Source organism: Vibrio sp. D401a, from assembly GCF_030248515.1.
Classification (GTDB): domain Bacteria; phylum Pseudomonadota; class Gammaproteobacteria; order Enterobacterales; family Vibrionaceae; genus Vibrio; species Vibrio rotiferianus.
Genome location: NZ_JAHGAI010000045.1, coordinates 17,240 through 35,723, shown reverse-complemented (window position 1 = coordinate 35,723; position 18,484 = coordinate 17,240). Strand labels below are relative to the sequence as shown.

Annotated in this window: 14 protein-coding genes; 3 read left to right on the top strand and 11 right to left on the bottom strand. The window is 47.2% G+C overall.

All coding sequences use genetic code 11. The features are described from left to right. Positions 1–106: 106 nt before the first annotated feature. Entirely contained in the window at positions 107–1,405 is a 1,299-nt protein-coding gene (locus KIV41_RS18890; RefSeq protein ID WP_045455779.1) for a carbohydrate porin, read from the bottom strand. Here KIV41_RS18890 and KIV41_RS18885 point away from each other — a divergent pair. Further along, complete coding sequence (locus KIV41_RS18885; RefSeq protein ID WP_285337427.1) at positions 1,404–1,592, top strand: hypothetical protein; 189 nt, start codon at positions 1,404–1,406, stop codon at positions 1,590–1,592. The genes KIV41_RS18890 and KIV41_RS18885 overlap by 2 nt on opposite strands. Before the next feature lie 758 nt (positions 1,593–2,350). Next, a complete protein-coding gene (locus tag KIV41_RS18880) occupies positions 2,351–3,355 on the top strand; it encodes a LacI family DNA-binding transcriptional regulator (RefSeq protein ID WP_285337425.1) in 1,005 nt (334 codons plus the stop codon). 89 nt (positions 3,356–3,444) lie between these two features. Here the strand turns inward: KIV41_RS18880 and KIV41_RS18875 are convergent, their stop codons facing one another. The 6 genes from KIV41_RS18875 to KIV41_RS18850 all read right to left on the bottom strand — a co-directional run bounded on the left by KIV41_RS18875 (position 3,445) and on the right by KIV41_RS18850 (position 12,620). Continuing rightward, entirely contained in the window at positions 3,445–6,894 is a 3,450-nt protein-coding gene (locus KIV41_RS18875) for a hypothetical protein (protein WP_285337424.1), read from the bottom strand. A gap of 65 nt (positions 6,895–6,959) precedes the next feature. Beyond that, positions 6,960–7,943 (bottom strand): ABC transporter ATP-binding protein, encoded by a 984-nt coding sequence (locus KIV41_RS18870; protein ID WP_285337422.1) that lies wholly within the window; start codon positions 7,941–7,943, stop codon positions 6,960–6,962. Between the two features lie 13 nt (positions 7,944–7,956). Beyond that, the gene (locus tag KIV41_RS18865) at positions 7,957–8,910 is read right to left on the bottom strand and encodes an ABC transporter ATP-binding protein (RefSeq protein ID WP_038887923.1); all 954 of its coding nucleotides are present in this window, start codon (positions 8,908–8,910) and stop codon (positions 7,957–7,959) included. Further along, complete coding sequence (locus KIV41_RS18860; RefSeq protein WP_161445443.1) at positions 8,907–9,899, bottom strand: ABC transporter permease; 993 nt, start codon at positions 9,897–9,899, stop codon at positions 8,907–8,909. Before KIV41_RS18860 ends, KIV41_RS18865 begins: the two co-directional genes overlap by 4 nt. An 8-nt stretch (positions 9,900–9,907) precedes the next feature. Continuing rightward, positions 9,908–10,882 carry an ABC transporter permease gene (locus KIV41_RS18855; RefSeq protein WP_005428401.1) on the bottom strand — a complete coding sequence of 325 codons (975 nt, stop codon included), beginning with the start codon at positions 10,880–10,882 and terminating at the stop codon, positions 9,908–9,910. 103 nt (positions 10,883–10,985) lie between these two features. Further along, positions 10,986–12,620: an ABC transporter substrate-binding protein gene (locus KIV41_RS18850; protein WP_285337420.1), complete on the bottom strand. Its 1,635-nt coding sequence runs from the start codon at positions 12,618–12,620 to the stop codon at positions 10,986–10,988. A 524-nt stretch (positions 12,621–13,144) separates the two neighbouring features. Between KIV41_RS18850 and KIV41_RS18845 the strand changes: the two genes are divergently transcribed. Beyond that, complete coding sequence (locus KIV41_RS18845) at positions 13,145–13,924, top strand: transporter substrate-binding domain-containing protein (RefSeq protein WP_285337418.1); 780 nt, start codon at positions 13,145–13,147, stop codon at positions 13,922–13,924. Positions 13,925–13,979: 55 nt separating this feature from the next. On the opposite strand, the gene KIV41_RS18840 is transcribed toward KIV41_RS18845, so the two are convergent. The 4 genes from KIV41_RS18840 to KIV41_RS18825 form a co-directional block, all read right to left on the bottom strand. After that, positions 13,980–14,999, bottom strand: a complete 1,020-nt coding sequence (locus KIV41_RS18840) for a LacI family DNA-binding transcriptional regulator (protein ID WP_285337416.1) — start codon at positions 14,997–14,999, stop codon at positions 13,980–13,982. A gap of 130 nt (positions 15,000–15,129) precedes the next feature. After that, positions 15,130–16,224: an ABC transporter ATP-binding protein gene (locus tag KIV41_RS18835; RefSeq protein WP_285337415.1), complete on the bottom strand. Its 1,095-nt coding sequence runs from the start codon at positions 16,222–16,224 to the stop codon at positions 15,130–15,132. Next, complete coding sequence (locus KIV41_RS18830) at positions 16,224–17,573, bottom strand: GH1 family beta-glucosidase (protein WP_071235799.1); 1,350 nt, start codon at positions 17,571–17,573, stop codon at positions 16,224–16,226. Before KIV41_RS18830 ends, KIV41_RS18835 begins: the two co-directional genes overlap by 1 nt. A gap of 25 nt (positions 17,574–17,598) precedes the next feature. After that, positions 17,599–18,483, bottom strand: a complete 885-nt coding sequence (locus KIV41_RS18825) for a carbohydrate ABC transporter permease (protein WP_009706754.1) — start codon at positions 18,481–18,483, stop codon at positions 17,599–17,601. Position 18,484: the final 1 nt, after the last annotated feature.

Below are 18,484 nucleotides of genomic sequence, written 5' to 3'. Positions count from 1 at the left end.
ATGTTGCAAATCGTTTCTCGGCTCGGGCATTACCTCTCGCATATTGCCAATGGAGTGAGCACGGCCCCCCAAGAGCCGCACTTGAGTTAAGAATCCACGTATTGGCTTACCACCACGCCTCGAACATGGCACCTACTGTCACGGTATCCACGTCTGATGAAATCTTCTCACCTGTTACTGAGTCAAAACCTGTGTACTCGTTGTCTGCATTACCCACTGTCGCGTAGAAACGCAGCATTGGACGAGACCAAGTTTCAGGACCGATCGCCATGTTTTGCGATAGCGTCATTTTCCAAGAGCTGTTGGTTGCGTCAATGTCGTCGTAATCCACCACGCTGTAGCCCGCTTCTAGCCACGTAGAGTGGATATCATTCCATTGATAAGTTGGACGAACAATCGCGTTGTAGTTAACGCGGCTTTCATCACTTTCCACTTCAAGCGCTTGGTAAGCAGCTAGGTATTGAATGCCCGCTTTGTCAGTCAGTGAAGTGCTACCATCAAAGCTCACTAGCGTTGCTGTTTGACCGTCAGCTAGGTCAAATACACTGTCTTTTGCGTTATCAGAGTAACGAACAATCACGCGTTGGCCCGACATCGATAGCTCACCCGCGACTTGGTATGCCGTTACATCGCTAACATCTTCGCCATCCAGTTTTTCAGAAGCAAAACCATAGTTGGCGTATAGGCTTAAATTCGCAGACTCGCCCAGTTTGATGCTGTGAAGTTTACTTGTGATTGCGTAGCGACCGTTGTCACCTACCATGTCGCCTTCAACTTGAGCTACCGCACCGAAATCCAACATCGCACCACCAAGGTTTAGGTTATAGAAGCCTGCGCCTTGACCATCGTGCATCATCCAAAAGTAGTCGTTCAAATCGGTTTGTGGACGTTGATGGAAGTCACGACCTGCCCAAACATAAAGATCTGGCTGAGATTCGAATAGGTTTGTCGCACCAGCGTACATCTTCTTCACGTTTACGCCGCCATCGTCAGCCCATGAAGCATCTGCCCAGTGATCCAACATAAACACGAGATCCCAGATTGCACCACCATCACTCTTGAAGGCACGAGCTAACTGGAATTCACCGCCGTTTTGTTCATTACCTAAACGACCTGTTGCGTTTGAGTTCAATGCGCCAGCCGTGCCCACTGTCAGAGCATCACTGCCTTGGTAGCCCGCGCCGTAACGTGCGTAACCAGAGAATACGATGCCTAATGGCACTTCCGTTTCTGGCGTTAATACAGCAGGTTGTTGATCGTAGACGTAGCCAGTTTCAATTCTTGTTTCCAATTCTTGAATGCGTTTTTCAAGCGCTTCAATCTCAGAATCAGCAGCAAAAGAAGGTAGAGAAGCAAACGAAGCAGCCACTGCTAGGGTAAGAGGTAAAACCTTAAAGTTTTTCATGATAACTCCATCATTATTATATTTTGCATTTCCAAGAAAGCGCTTTCTTAATGAAGCAAAATTTTTTGCCAGAAATGAGCAAATTGAGCTGATGTTTGAGGAAAAAAGACAGAAATCCCCCAAACTGCAGCAAAACGGCTATTCCCTAGCGCTTTTGACGGCATTATATGGACAAAAAGCGAGCTAAAAAGTGATCGCACTCACCAAGAAAGCGTTTTCTCAGTGTGTAGATCACATCATTGATACATTTGATCATTAGTTTGAGTGATTGATCATACAAGCTACTCATCGACGCACTAATGAACCCATACCTAGAGCGCAGGAACGATGGCGATGATCGAATTGCAACAACACGAATATTGCACCGTTTCAAAACTTAATCGATGCTCTAAAGCCCAATGAAATAAAGGTTCCCCTGCTATTTCAGTGCCAAAAATCAGCTAAACAAAGCTCCCTATAAAACGGTCACTTCAAAAAGCCATACTACGAGAAACAAAGCATTCATTACGTATTCCCAACACGTCATCACAGCATCTCTCAGTAAGTGTTCATTCATGTTGATTTATTGATTTGGCTAGAAAACTCGGAAAGCGCTTTCTTGAGATTAAGTATAAAAAGGGAGATAATTCAGTAAACAGAATTTGTAAAATCTCGTTATTGCTTCATAAGCTAATGAAAATTAGAGAATAAGATCACATTCGCTTTTGCTTCTGTCCTTTACTCTCTTTGTTTATGGGCTGACGAGTCTTAATGTTTTTGAAAGCACTTTCGAACTTTCAGATGCGCGTGATTTCACGTGCGCATTTTTGTTGAATTTATACACCAATGGCTCTCGTTTGGTAGACCAGAGCGCGACCAAGTCGACAAATGTGATGCCTTCTCTATGACGAATAGAAAACGGCGAGTAACATAGTTCGATAATTAGAATGGATAAGGTACTTACCATTGATCACGATTAAAGAAGTCTCTGAGCTGGCAAAAGTTTCTCAATCTACTGTCTCACGAGCGCTAAACGGCCACCCGACAGTCAAAGAAGCCAACCGTAAAAAGGTATTTGATGCGATTGAAAAGCTGGGCTACAAGCCGAATGCGTTTGCTCAAGCCTTGGCGTCTAGCCGTTCAAACAGTATCGGTATGTTGGTTGGTTCTTTAGATGGTCCTTTCTACGGCCCTTTGATGCACAACGCAGAAAACACCGTACGCGAAAACAATAACCATCTGATCGTGACCAGCGGTTTAGAATCACATTCACGTGAAATCGATTCAATTAACTTCCTGCGTTCTAAGCAAGTCGACGGTTTGATCATTCATTCAGACATGCTGTCAGACGATGAATTGATTGAGGTTATTGAGAAGACACCATCAACCATCGTGCTCAACCGCTACATTCCCGAGGTTGCAGATAAGTGCATCTTTATCGATAACGAGTTGGGCGGCTATCTCGCAACCAAGCACATGTTAGAAAACGGCCATACTAAAGTGGCTTGTATTACTGGCCAGCTGAGCAAGATCGATAGTCGAGATCGTCTACAAGGCTACCGTAACGCACTCACTGAACATGGTATTGATTACGACACTAACCTGATTGTAGAAGGTCGCTTTGACCATGAAGATCGCGGGTTAAATCATACCTGTGCTCGTCGATTGCTTGACCGCGATCCTGAAATTACCGCCATCTTCTGCCATAACGACAATATCGCACTCGCGGTATATGACGTCGCGTACGAACGTGGTTTAGAGATTGGGAAGGACATTTCTGTTGTCGGCTTCGATAACGACAGTCATAGCCAACATATTCGTCCAAAACTGACCACAGTAAACTTCCCGGTACCAGAAATGGGGTGTGAAGCCGCTCAAGGGGTAATTGCTTTAGTGCATAAACAAGAGCGCCCACTTAAGCATAAACTGACGCCAGAGCTAATCGTGCGAGAGTCCGTCGGAAAACGATAACCTCCACACTCCAGTCGTACCAACTCGTTTGGCTGAATACAGATACAAAAAGGCCCCGATATCGATCGGGGCCTTTGCTTTTCAGCGACTTATGCTCTTAAGAGCGATGTTGGAATCGACACAACGACTTTCTCAACCTCTCCAGAGCGCGCAAAGATTTGCTGGCTCAACGCGCTCGATAGCGCCAAGCCTTCTACAACAAGCTGCTTACCATTTGATTGGGTTAATACCATACCAGCTTGAATCTCCGACTCCACAAGTTGATACACAAACGGCACTTGGCACAGAGTAAACGCCAACTGATCTTTCTCAACCACATAGCTTTGCGTTTGACCCGCCACACTTTGGCAAGAGAACGATGCCGATTCGGTCAAGAACTCATGACGATGAAGCAAACGTGGGTCGATACGAATCTCGCCCTCTTCAACCAAAATGCCCAGTTCAACAAAGCGCGTAATCACTTCTTCTTTCACCTGCCCCGTCATACCTGGTTGCTGCGCACCAGCATGCTTTGGTGTGTGAGAGTAAGGGTCTGTTGGGAATGCGCCGTAGTTTTCTGGCGTTTTGTTGAAACCAATACCAGCGCGAACTCGGTAGTAGTATTCCGCTAACTTTTGCGTCTCTTCGCTATCAGCATCCAGTTCACGCGCTGCCAAGTAGTTTTCTTGTACCGCAAGCAACAGCTTAGAAACCATGTGCCAGTAGATACAGCCTAAACCCTCGTAACCAAACATGGTGCCAGAGCGGCCAGTAAAGGATTTGTGATTGAACACATCTTCGTATAGGGCTTCAATCGCTTCCCATTCTTCTTCAGCCACATCAGCATACTCGTCACGAAGCTGCTGAATCTGCGCTTTAAGATAACCGCTGTTCTCTAGGCTCGCATGGAAGTGGAATTGACCTTGCTCATCCGCATTTACTAAACGTTGATCGCCCTTTTTCAGCATCGAACTTAACACCGGCACCGCATTGATTTGCGCGTCCGTTAAGCTGTTCTTGTTCATGAATGCACTCAAATCACGATCTGGGTACAACATGAAGCTGTGTTGATCTTCACGGTACATCTCGCTGGCAAACAGATTGTCCAGTAAGTTCACCGCTTGCGCTGGTGTCAGCACGCCAGCGCTCAGGACTGCCACTTGACCTTCCAACATTGGGTACAACTCTTCCACCTGCAAGCTTTCCGCAGAGTAAGTCAGGATGTTGTAGGCGTTAAACAGGCCATCTTCACGCAAGTTGCTCGCAATGCTCGAATCCAGCACAGTCAAGCTCACCTCAAGTAGCTGCTTGATAGCCGATGATTCAACGGTGGTTTTGCCCGAGAAACCATTCACACGGTATACGCGCTGACGGAAATCTTCGGCGGCTTTCTCCAACTGAGTCAGGATCGCTTTGCGAGTTTGGCGAGTTACGGTTTCTTGGCGAATCTCTTTTGCCGCTTCCGACAAGATACGAGTGGTTGAAAGTAGCCATTCAAACACTTCTTTCGACATGCTGACCGAAGCGGGTGCATCTGCCAACAGTTGCTGCAAAAACGCGACATAGCGACGCATGTAGTACAGCGTGACCATCGACAAGCCATTACCCACAATCGCATTGTTCGCATCGTTCCATTCTGGTCGCTGAGTATTGAGCCAAATGCCGCCATCAAGTACCAAGTTACTCAGTTTCGCCAACAGTGGTACTAGCACTTTCTCAGTCAGGTTGACCATGTACACGTCGTTGTCGCTACCAAGCACCAATCGACCATCGCTGCCCATTGCAGATACGTGTTGTTCGATGCTGTGTTGCAACTCATCATTGAACGTCACGGTGTCTTTTGGATTGACGAACAACTTCTCAACATCACACAACTCGTAAGGTACGTTCGCGTAGCTGAACACATCCGTTTGCATCATCGCTAACAGGTCATCGCGCTGATACTTGTCTGCCAGTTCTAGGAACTTGAGTAAGTAAATGATTTGATGGTCGCCCCAATAACCAATGTTGCTCCATGGGTCATCTGGCTCCAGCATTTCCCAGTCAATACCATCTTTGGTGATGCGGTATGGGTTATAGCCATCCATTGTGGATGCATTCACAAACTTGGCTAGGAACGATTGAATAAAGCCAGGATAGCTCAGTGCAATCGCCTCCCAGTTTTGGAAAATATCGCGCCAGTTACCTTGGTAAGAAAGCAAACGCTCGCCATTGTCGTCTTTCAATTTGATTTCGTAGTGGTTCCAAGGACGACTTGGATCACCGTGGCGACGACCAAACGTCAGCGGCAAATATTCGTAACTTAAACGGATTAACTGTGCATCTTCACTCTGCTTAGCCAGACTCACAAGCTCAGCATGGGTAAACTGCTCCGGCAGGTCATTAAACAGCGCAGCATGACGTTCAAACACAAGGCGGTTGGCATTACGAATCGTCGCCAACACATCTTTTTTATCTAGGGTGTAATTGTTCTCAAATACCCCACCACGCATGTTATTGAACAGCACGTTCGCGTAGTGGTGCACACTGGTCTCTTCTTCCGCGGTGATTTGCCAAGCATCCGCACCAGACATCAAACTTATCAGCTCTTGTTGATTGGCAGCGATGCTCTGCTCAACTTGTTGCGCCATGTTCACTGGCTGCGCAAGGCGATTACGCATCGTTGTCACATCACTGTGGTTCTTATCGATGTCCGCAATGATCAACCAAGACTTGTGTTGGTTTGCTTCTAGCTTGATAGACTTGTGAATCAAGTAGCTGCCACGTACGCCTTTGGTCAGAGTTTCATTCTTGATTTCACGACCTTGACGGAACGCGCTCACTTGGCTGCTGCTCAATAAGCGCTGGCCATAATCGTTATCGACACTGAATACGGTCGTTGCAAGCAAAGATTCCGCTGGCTCAGCACGATCACTGAGTTTTGCGTACATGGTAAACAGTGCTAGTGAACTGCCATCAAGCAACTCATTCCATTTGTAGGCATCGACCAAAGCGCTACGAGTTTGCAACGCAGACAGCGGCGCGCCCGATGGCAATAGGTTTTGCAGGCCATCAATCAACTCAATCTCTCGAGTTGTGCCTGAAAGATCGGTGATTTGCGAGCGACGAACAAAGCCAAACTCTTCACTGGTGTTCCAGCTGCATTGGAATTTAAGCTTTAACGTGTGGTTAAGCTCTTCAAAAACAATCTTGTCACCAATGGTGTTTTTGTACAGATGACGCTCAACTTGGTACAAGCCATCATGATGACGGTTGAACGGTTCCCACATTGCCACACCTTGTTCGCTGGCGACTTTAATGATGGTTTTTGAGCCCGTGTTTTCCGCGCTCTCATGGATATGATCGACAGATTTGTAAGGGAACAGCGCGTTCTCGGGACGAATACGCCCCGCCGACAAGCTGCCCGCGGATGAAATAAACAGCCAATGGTCACTGGCCGACACGACACTGATGAAAAACGGGTTCATTTGGTCGACATGAGAAATCTTGTAGTATCGCTCGCCGTCCAAATCGACGAAGCTTCCCTCTACGGTTGGGCAAGAATAATGTTCAAAAGTCATAATGTTCTTCCAATAATTATGAAAGCGCTTTCTTTCTACGCTTTTTTTAATTAGCTAATTTGTTTTTATCCTAAGTGGTGACAGCGTGCGTAATGGTCTTCGCCGACTTTCGTCGCTTCAGGCACCGATTGAGTACACACTTCGGTCGCTTTTAAACAGCGACTGGCAAACGGACAGCCTACGCTGCTTGGCTTCCATAGCGGGATTTCACCCTTCTTCGCCATCAAATCACGCTTACCGGAGTTGCCCACTTCAGGCACCGCTGAGAGCAATAACTGGGAATATGGGTGTTGCGGATTTTGTGTCACGTTGTCGCTGTTGCCCCACTCGACCATGTGGCCCACGTACATAACGGCGGTTTTTTCCGCGAAGTAACGCGCGGTCGCGATGTCATGGGTGATGTACATGAAAGAGATACCGTGCTTGTCTTTCAGATCCGACATCAAGTTCAAAATGCCCAAGCGAACTGACACGTCGAGCATTGAGATAGGCTCATCCGCCAGAATCACTTCAGGGTCGACGGCAATCGCACGAGCAATCGCAACACGTTGGCGCTGACCACCACTTAGCTCATGTGGGTACTTTTCTGCGGTTTCTTTCACCGGAGACAGACCAACCAGCTCAAGCAGTTCGTAAACCAGCTTTGGAATCGCGTCTTTTTCCGCACGTTTGTGGATCAGAAGCGGACGTGCAATATGGTGGTAAATGGTATGAACTGGGTTCAGCGAGCCAAATGGGTCTTGGAAAATCATCTGCACTTGGCGCGCGTATTCCAGCTCGCCGTGCTCTTGAATGTATTCACCCAACTCTTGGCCTTTGAACGTTACCTCACCATAGGTTTTGTCGTAGATGCGCGTCAAAACGCGTGCGCCCGTGCTTTTACCTGAGCCAGATTCGCCCACGATAGCCAGCGCTTCCCCTTTGCGCAGTTCAAACGTGACGTCATTCACCGCTCGCATCAGGTTGCTTTTTGCAGACTGACCAATAGGAAAATCTTTCACTAGATTCTTAACTGAGAGAATCACTTCTGGGTTTGTTACGTTATCCATTATTCTCTCCCGTTTACATCAAATGACATGACACTAGGTTGCCATTCGTAACTGGCACCAAGGTTGGATCGCTCTTCTGACACTCTGCAAAACATGCATTGCAACGCGCTTGGAAGTTACACCCTTGCGGAATTTTCAGTAGGTTCACAGGGTTACCCGGAATGCCGTATAAACGCTCTTTCGGCCCGTGAATGGTTGGGAATGAAGAAATCAAACCTTTGGTGTATGGGTGCTGAGGATCACCAAATACGTTCTTCGCATCCCCAAGTTCAATTAGGTTGCCCGCGTACATCACACCAATGCGGTCTGCGATTTCGCCCATCAAGCTCAAGTCATGGCTGATGAACAGAATCGAGAAACCAAATTTGCTCTTCAGCTCGTAAAGTTCATTCAGGATTTCACGCTCTACCACCACATCGAGCGCGGTGGTTGGTTCGTCCATGATGATCAATTTTGGCTCTAACGCGAGCGCAACAGCAATCACAACACGTTGACGCATGCCGCCACTCAATTGGTGTGGGAAGCTCGCCATGCGGTCGCCGTGAATGCCCACCACGCCAAGCAGCTCAACCGCACGGTCATACGCTTCTTGGTAAGTCACTTTTCGGTGCGCAAGAATCACGTCGGTTAACTGCTCACCAATGGTGATCACTGGGTTTAAAGAGTTCATTGCACTTTGGAACACCACAGACACGTCATTCCAACGGAAGTTGCGCAGCTGCTTATCGTTCATCTTCAATACGTCCTGACCTTTGTAGAGAATTTCCCCTTCAGAGATCAGAGCCGGTGCTTTATGCAGACGTGAGATAGCAAATGCCAAGGTACTTTTGCCGCAACCAGACTCACCGGCGATACCGAGCGTTTCACCCGGAGCAATGCTGATGCTGACGTTGTTCACCGCACGCGCTACACCATTTGGTGACACGTAATCGACGCATAGGTTGTTAATTTCTAATAAGTTGCTCATCTTAGACCTCGGCGCTTATCTGCTTCTTTTTTCAGTTTGTGCCACAGCTTAATGTGTGGACCAGTACGAAGTTTCGGGTTACTCACTTGGTCAATCGACATGTTGATCAGTGCCAGTGCACCACCTGTGATTGCGAGAGCCATCGCAGGGACTAGCATCTCCCACCAAGCACCTGTGTATAGAGACGAAGACGTTTGTGCCCAGTACAACATCGAGCCCCAGCTCACTTCTGTTGCGTCACCCAAACCTAGGATGCCAAGACCCGCCTCTGAGCCCATTGCGTAAATCACTGTGCCCAAGAAACCACCAAATACAATCGAGACAAGGTTCGGTAGGATTTCGACTAGGATGATGCGGATTTTTGATTCGCCCATTACTTCTGCCGAGATAATGAATTCTTTGCTTCGAATCGCCATGGTTTGCGAACGAATCACTCGCGCTCCCCAAGGCCAGGAAGTTATTCCGAGCAATATGGTGATGACGAGGGACCCCACCTGCCCTAAGAAAGCGGCGAGCACAATCAGCAAAGGTAGCTGAGGGAACACCAAGAAAACGTTAGTTAGGAAGTTAAGACGCTCATCGATTTTGCCGCCGAAGTAGCCCGCAGAGACACCGATAATGACGGCTAGGCTCATTGCAATCACACCAGCTGAAATCGCAACCGTGAGTGATTTTCTCGCGCCGTGCAACACTTGGCTGTAGACATCACGGCCACTACGAGTAGTGCCAAGTACGTGCTCTGCATTTGGCGCAACGTGTGGTCTTGCAACACGACGGTCAGGGTCATGCGTTGCTAGCACAGGAGCGAAAATCGCACCAGCTAGAACAATCGACAGCAGCAAACCACCGATAATGGCAGGCGGGTTGCCATAGAAAAAAGCGTACACTTTGCCGAAGCTTTTTTTGATTCGCTTCCAAGAGAATTTCGACTCACGAGTCATCAGTTCATCGTGCTCAGAAGGCGTTGGGGTATTGATTAGTTTTTCCATGATGCACCTTAGTTCGAAATTCGTGGGTCAAGCCACACGTACAGCAGATCAGCAATGAAGTTGGCAGTCAGAACCGCCGTCACTAAGATAAGTAAGATGGCTTGGATAAGTGGGTAATCACGCGCCACGATGCCCTTCAGCAGAATGTTGCCCAAACCTTGGTAGTTGAACACCACCTCTGTCATGATTGAGCCAGCGAATGAAAAACCAATCGCCATCGCAATCGCTGTTGCAACAGGCAAAATCGCATTACGACCTGCGTAGCGGCTCATTACTTTGTAGCTGCTCAAGCCTTTCGCTTCTGCCATGGTGACGTAGTCTTCACCCAGCACGTTGATCATCGCATTACGCATGTTGAACACCCATGTCGAGATACCGACTACGACCATTGAGCCCATTGGCAATATTGCGTGTTTCGCCACACTGCTGATGAATTCCCAGTTAAAGCCAGGCTCCAACGACGGGTCATAGGTGTAAGCCAACGGCAGCAATTCCATCTTCAAACCGAAGAAGTAGAACAGCAATAAAGCAGTAACGATGTAAGGGAAGTTACTGATGAAGGCCAGTACTGGCGGCACGATTTGGCCAAACAGTCCTTCACGACGGTAAGAGGCATAAGTACCAATACTCACACCAATAATCAGCGCCACGATCAGAGAACCTAGCGCTAGGAACATGGTCCATGGCAGTGCCATCGCAATCACTTCAGATACGCTGACTGGGAACATCAAAACCGATGGACCAAGATCAAGCGTGAAAACACTTTTCATGTAAGCGATGTATTGAACAAAGATGTTACCATCAACAAAGCCGTACATCTCACGTACAGCATCCATCTGAGCAGGATCCATTCGACCTTGCGCCGCAGCAAACAAGGCATCAACAGGGTCACCAGGCATAAGGCGCGGCAACATGAAGTTGAAAGAGATCGCAATCAGAAAGGCAGTAAAATAAAAGCCAAATCGGCGAGCTAGAAACGACATATCAAACCTTTAACTTACGAGCCACAACACGCACTTACTTTTGTAATTACGGTTGCGGCTCCGATGTTAATTAAAAAACCTACCTACAAATTGAAACTGCTAGTTATTTCAGGTGTAGGTTGTTCAGGATGATCACGCGCTTGCCGCCGTCATACCAAACCGGTTGGATGTAAGGGTCTTTTTCACTTGGCCAACCAACGATATTTTTCGTGCTGTATTGGAACCAAGTTGGGTTTGAGAACAGCGGGATAAATGGCATGTTCTCTGCCGTAAACTCTTGAAGTTCAGAGATGATTGCTTCTTGTTTCTCTGCATCACCAATTTTACCGAAACTGTCGATCAGCTTATCGATTTCAGGAGAATGCACACCGTGACCTGCATGGAAACCTTTACCAACGCGTGATGTGTGGTAGTACTCTTGGAATGCAAGGATTGGGTTATCCGACACCATTGACCAGTTGATTGACATGGTGAACGCACTGTCTTTCAAGTTCTTGTCGTATACCGCCCAGTCAACGGTTTTCACGTTCGCCTTGATGCCAACATCCGCGAAGTATTCTGTCACCATTTGCACGACCTGAATCCAGTCCGTCCAGCCGTTAACCACTTCGATATCAAACTCAACAGTAGAACCATCAGCGTTATCACGGAAGCCGTCGCCATTGCGGTCAACAATACCAGCTTCATCGAGTAAGCTCTGCGCTTTCTTCGCATCGTATTGCGTTAAGTGACCAAACTTTTTGTTCACATTTTCATCAATGTGGTTTTTGTAAAGCTCAGCGATACCACCGACGTTATAGTTCACCGTTGGGTAACCGTAAGCCGCAATATCAACAATGGCTTCACGGTCTAGCGCCATAGACAAGGCTTGGCGTACACGCAGATCATCAAACGGGGCTTTCTTGGTGTTCACGTACAAGTGAATCGCATCGTTCGCTGGGTACCAGAAGTGGTTGTTTTCTTTATCTTGGCCAACAAACGTGGACTCAACATCTGCAATAAAGTTTGAACCCCAGTCGATTTCACCTTTGATCAGAGCAGGCTGGATCTGTGAGTTATCGTTGTAAGAACGGAAGTTTACACAGTCTAGGTAAGGACGGTTTTCTAGGTAGTAATGTGGATTACGACATAGCTCCATCTGCTGAGGTTTTACGTACTTCACCGTCGTCATCGGGCCGCTGCCCACAGGATTAGGGTTAGTGAACGTTGTGTAATCTGTTACTTTCGACCAAGTGTGTTTAGGGACAATGTGGTAAGCGCCGATGCTCCAAAGGAAAGTTGAATCTGGTTCTGCTAGGTTGAATACCACCGTTTGTTTATCTGTCGCTGTAATGCTTGTTAAGTTACCCGTTGGCCAAATCGCTTTTACATCAAATGCCGGCGCTTTCTTTGTCAACTCAAAGCTGAACACCACGTCTTCTGCAGTAAGTGGTGCACCATCAGACCATTCCAAGCCCTCACGTAATTTTAGCGTAATGGTTTTTAGGTCATCAGAATATTCAACCGACTCAGCCAAACGATAGTGTGTTTCCCCCGTCATGTTGTTCAACACAAACAATGGCTCGAACATAATGCCGTGTAAGGTGTCCTTCGTCGTGTAAGGGTTAAAGTTTTCAACAAACCCGGTATTGATGATTGGCACCGTCAGCGTACCACCTTGTTTGATAGTGTCCGCTTGAGCAGTAGTAGCAAGCATCATGCTGGCAGCAAATGTAGCGAGCAGAGTTTTCTTATGCATCACATTGTCCTTTTATAATGTTGGATACGAAAAGAAAGCGCTTTCTTTTGATTTCAAAAAAATGAAGCGAACTTTGTTGAATGGTTTCATCAGTTCATCATCGCTGACGACGCTGACAGGCTCGAAACCGACACAAAGAAAGCGCTTTCTTTATGCGATAGATACTCGTAAAAATGCTTAGGTTCTTCAATAAAAGTGAGCAAAAACAAAGCTCTGATCACAATCAAACAAAATCAATATATTCAATAAGTTAAAACAGCACTAGATCTCACTTTAATATTTAATCTATTAATTTCAATAGGTTAAAATCAACTCCAAAACCTTGTATTTTGTGAGCTCATGCAAGTTTGATCATGCGTGACGTCACGATCATTTTTGACAATAGCTACTCCTAATAAAGTTCACTCATTGATTCAGCCTTCGTGCGCTCGTACACAAAATTCCACGAAACAAAAGAAAGCGCTTTCAATATTAAATAAGCAGTGAAATCATAATCTAATGAGATCCACTTAAAGGAGAGCACCATGGTGCAATTTTGGAATGGCAATAAATCAACGATTCGTCAGCAATATGAATGGGAGGCCTTGCAACTTGCGCTTCAAAACTCTCAACAGGAATTGTTTTTAAACAATGACTTAACTGACTATCCAGATGCAAAGGATGAAGGGCAAGTCTTCTCTCACGGAACTGACCTGCTCGTCACCGTTGCTGGCAATAAGAAGTTTGCTCAAGGCAGTTATCTGATGCTTCCACAGCCTTTATGTAAAGGATTATTGGGCTGCCGAGTTTTGATTGTCCGTAAAGACCGATTGGTAGAGTTTCGAGGATTGAGTGAAGCGAAGCTAAAACAGATGAGTATTGGTATTCCTGCAACTTGGGCGGATGCCGATCTGTTTCGCGTTAATCAGTATCAAGTCGAAGAGCATGACAGCCTAGAGGAGCGCTTATTAGCGGTACAGAGTGGCGAATGTGATTACATGGCACTCGGTGCAAATGAAGCCGAAGCGATCGTGACACAATACGCGTACCTTGTTCCCGATTTGGTCGTGGAACCAACCATTATGCTCTATTACCCTTTCCCACTGGTGTTTTACTGCCATCCAGAAAAGGCCGAATTATTTACAGAGCTCAAGTTAGGACTGGAACGTAGCCTGAACAATGGTGAACTGGATGAGTTATTTGAACAAACCTACGGCACAGATGTGCGTGCAATGAAGCTCCACCAGCGCCGTGTGTTTCATTTGACCAACCCTATTCTGCCCAGTGAACTAGCTTACTATCAATCGGACTTGTTACCCGCTTAGAGCAGTGATACCCAAGTAACCCTAGCTTTTGAGTATTGGCTACTTGGGTATTGGCTTATTGAGGACGGAATTTCGATACCGTTGAATCACGTACAATCAGATCAATCGGTGGAAGTCGAGTATTGCACTGCTCACCAGTCAATAAGCCAAGAATCGACTCGGCACAGGCAACCCCGATCTCTTCAACAGGCTGACGTAGTGTGGTCAGCCCCGGGGTGAAATACTTCGACGTAGGCAGATCGTCAAAGCCAATCACAGAGACGTCTTCCGGCACTTTAAAACCGTGGTCATGCAGCGCTTTGATCGCCCCATAAGCGGTCTGATCATTGGCGGCAAACAACGCCGAGAAATGCACTTTAGATTCAATCAACTCAACGGTGCGTTCATAGCCGACTTCGCTACTGAAATCGCCCTGCTTAATGAGGTTATTCCGCACTTTGATCCCCGCTTCAGTGAGTGCCTTCTTATAACCGACAAAACGCGCAACCGCGTCTGGTTGGTTGAGTAACCCTTTGATATGAGCAATGTTCACATGGCCTTGTTGCAACAAATGCAGCGTTGCCATGTGGCCACCTAGAACGTTATCGATGTTGACTGAATGCAGCTTTTCACTGGTGTAGCTATAACCAACCGCAACGACCGGAATTTTTCGCGAATACTCAACCAACTCATGTTCGGTTAAGCTACCAGCGACCACAATCACGCCATCAACATTGCTCTTTTCAAGATAATCCAACGCCTGTAACTGCATACTGTGTTGCCAGTACCCCGAAGCAATCACGAGCGAATACCCTTTTGGCCCAAGGAATCGTTCCATATCATTAAAGATACGGCTAGTGAAAGGGCTTTCAGGATTTTGAACTAACACACCAATCGTCATAGAGCGCGTATTACTGCCCTGATTCATCTGGTAGTTCGGTTTGTAATCGAGCGCTTTGATCGCGTCTTCTATCGCTATGGTTTTCTCTTTAGAAATAAAGGTGGTGCGATTGAGAAAACGAGAGACGGTACTCGGTGAAACCCCGGCGAGTTTGGCGACATCGTAAATGGATGGAGCGCGTTTTTTCTTTTTCATAGTTACCAACATGCAAGCTAATGATAGAAATATATTTAACCGAAAGGAGTACGGCAACGCTTAACGATAAGAAATGAGAGCTTGGTAATTAGCCAGCACGCCTTATGCGCACTGGCTTTCATATGTCAGATTAGAACGTTGCTAGAGAGTTTTCACTCAACGCATCAAATAGGTGAATTGCATCCAAATCCAAGTATAGAGTCAGCGTATCCACATCCACTTCAGCGGCTTGCGTTTCCACCATTAGAGGCTGACCAGCGATTTCTGTCTTCAACAGAATACTCGGACCCAATAGCTCTTTATCTTTGATTTTCACCGGGAACGGCAGTACGCGGTCGTGATCCACTTGCTCTGAACGCAAATGAATGTCCGTCGGACGAACACCAAAGTGTAGCGCTAGGTTCTTAGAAGCGTGAGCTTTGAAGCGCTCTGGAAGAGGAATACGAACATCACCCAGTTCGACTTCCCAGTTGCCTTCTTCACCCACGAGCTTCGCATCCAGCATGTTCATTGATGGGTTACCGATGAACTGAGCCACGAACTTGTTTGCTGGGCGCTGGAATACTTCTGTTGGCGTGCCAACCTGAGCCACATAGCCGTCTTTCAGAATCACGATACGATCTGCCAATGTCATCGCTTCAATCTGGTCGTGAGTTACATAAATCGTCGTTGTTTTCAGTTCGCGATGAAGGTGTTTGATCTCTTCACGCATCACACCACGTAGCTTGGCATCAAGGTTAGACAATGGCTCATCAAACAAGAATACTTTTGGCGTACGCACCATCGCACGTCCCATCGCCACACGTTGACGCTGGCCACCAGACAGCTCTTTTGGCTTACGATCCAACAGCGCATCCAGCTCCAGCATTTTCGCCGCTTTGCGCACTTCAACGTCGATTTGATCTTTCGGCATGCCCTTTAGCTTGAGCGCAAAGGCGATGTTCTCGTAGACCGTCATGTGTGGGTAAAGCGCATAGCTTTGGAACACCATCGCAAGGTCACGGTCTTTGGCGTCGGTTTTATTCATCAGCTTATCGCCAACGTAAATCTCACCGGCTGTGATGCTTTCTAAACCCGCCAACATACGCAGTGTGGTCGATTTACCACAACCCGACGGACCAAGGAAAACCACAAATTCGCCATCTTGCACGGTAAAGTCGAAGTGCTTGACGACTTCTACATCATCGTAAGACTTTTTGATGTTTTTGAATTCTACTTTAGCCATTATCTGTTCTCCTCAGCTCGCTCTAGCAGCATGTTTCGGTACGCAATCGCACTCTGCTTTAAGGTGCGCTCTTGAGTTTGGTAGTCAACGTGTACGATGCCAAAACGTTGTTTGTAGCCATACGCCCACTCAAAGTTATCCATTAGGCTCCAAGCGAAGTAACCATTCACATTTACGCCTGCTTTGATCGCTTCATCCAGCGCTTCTAAATGCGATTGGAAGTAGCGCACACGTTGTTCATCATTCACTTGGCCCGCTACATGGTGATCATCACCCGCCGCGCCGTTTTCAGTGATGTACAGCGGCGGTAGGTTTGAGTAACGCGCTTTCAGACGCAGCAATAGATCGGTTAGTGCTTGTGGGTAAATCTCCCAACCAATAAACGTATGCTCTGCTTCTGGTTGAGGAATGCTCTCTAGCATGCCGCTCGCATCAAATCGCACCACACAACGGGTATAGAAGTTGATGCCAATAAAATCTAGGTCAGTACGGATGATATCGAGGTCACCCTCTAGAATCATCGGCATGTTGTGCGCTTGACGCTTAAGTACGGTTTCTGGGTATGTCCCTTTCAACACTGGGTCCATAAACCAGTGGTAACCTTCTGCATCGCTGTACTCTGCCGCTTCTGCGTCTGCCTCTGTGTATGGGTACGCAGGCGTCGCATTGAACACACAGCCGTGCATTGCGTTTGGTGCGTTCTTACGCATGTGTGGAATCGCCAAGCCATGACCTAACATGAGGTGGTGTGCCGACAAGAAGCCTTCACGTTCGCCTTTAATACCTGGCGCATGCTCACCCCAACGGTAACCTAGGTAAGCAGAACAGAAAGGTTCGTTCAGTGTTGCGTAAGAGTCGATCTTGTCACCGAAGTAAGCACTAACTACATCCGCGTACTCTGCAAACTTGTAAGCCGTTTCACGGTTAAGCCAGCCACCTTTATCCTCAAGGTATTGAGGCAGGTCCCAGTGGTAAAGAGTGACAAACACTTTCAAACCGCGAGCATGACATTCATCGATGATTTGCTCGTAGAACTTCAGCCCTTCTTCATTCACCTTGCCATCTTCTGGCAGGATACGAGGCCATGCCATCGACAGACGGTAGGCATCCACGCCAAGACCTTGAATCATCTCAATGTCTTGTTTCCATAAATGAAAATGATCACACGCCACATCACCGTTATCAGCATTGTCGACGGCGCCAGGCTTGTTGCAGAACGTATCCCAAATCGATGGAGTACGCCCGCCAAGTTGCGCGCCACCTTCAATTTGGTAAGAAGACGTCGCGACACCAAATAGGAACTCAGGGCAGCGCATTTTAGAATCTTGGGGTAATTGGAATTTATTCATTATATTTTTATGCCTTAAATTTCTCTTAACCTTTCACAGCGCCTGATGTCAGACCGCTAATCATCTGTTTCGAAGCAAATAAGTAAGTAATTACTAACGGAAGAATGGAGATAGTGGTGCCTAGCATCACCGCGCCCCATGGCGTATTTGGAATGCCCTGCACGCTTCGCAGTGCCTGAGTAATCACGTAGTTCTCTGGCGTAGTCAGTACTACCAGAGGTTGCATGAACATGTTCCAGAAGAAGACGAACTGCACGATAGCAAGCGTCGCTAGCGCTGGTTTCATCAGTGGCAATACCACACTCCAGTAAGTTCTAAATTCCCCCGCACCATCCAGTTTCGCCGCTTCTAACAGCTCTTTCGGAATCGATGCCACCACGTGCTGACGCATCAAGAAAATACCAAATGGCGTGGTGGTGAATGGTAGCCAAACCGCTAAGTGGTTATCGAGCAAACCAAGGAACTTCACGATCATAAAGTAAGGGATCAGGCTCAATACTGGCGGAATCATCATCGAGCCAACCAGCATGCCAAACAGCACGTTTTTACCTTTGAACTTGTAGACTGCAAACGCATAGCCACCCATGCTACAAAATAGCAATGAGATCGTGGTGCCTAGGAACGCGATGTAGATGGAGTTAAACATCGCCTGCCAGAAAGGCATAATTTCCAATAGCTTGGCGTAGTTGACTGCTAAACTATCACCAATGGCAAAGCTGATGCCTGTACCAAAAATTTCGGTACGGTCACGGGTTGAAAGTAACGCCGACCAAATGAACGGGAATACCGTCATGATGGCAGAAACAATCAGTACGGAGCCGAGCATCACCATCAATACTTTGGTGAAGATCTCGATGCTGCGATCGCTTGGACGCCAACGCTGCGCCGCAGGTAAAGTGTTAGTACTCATC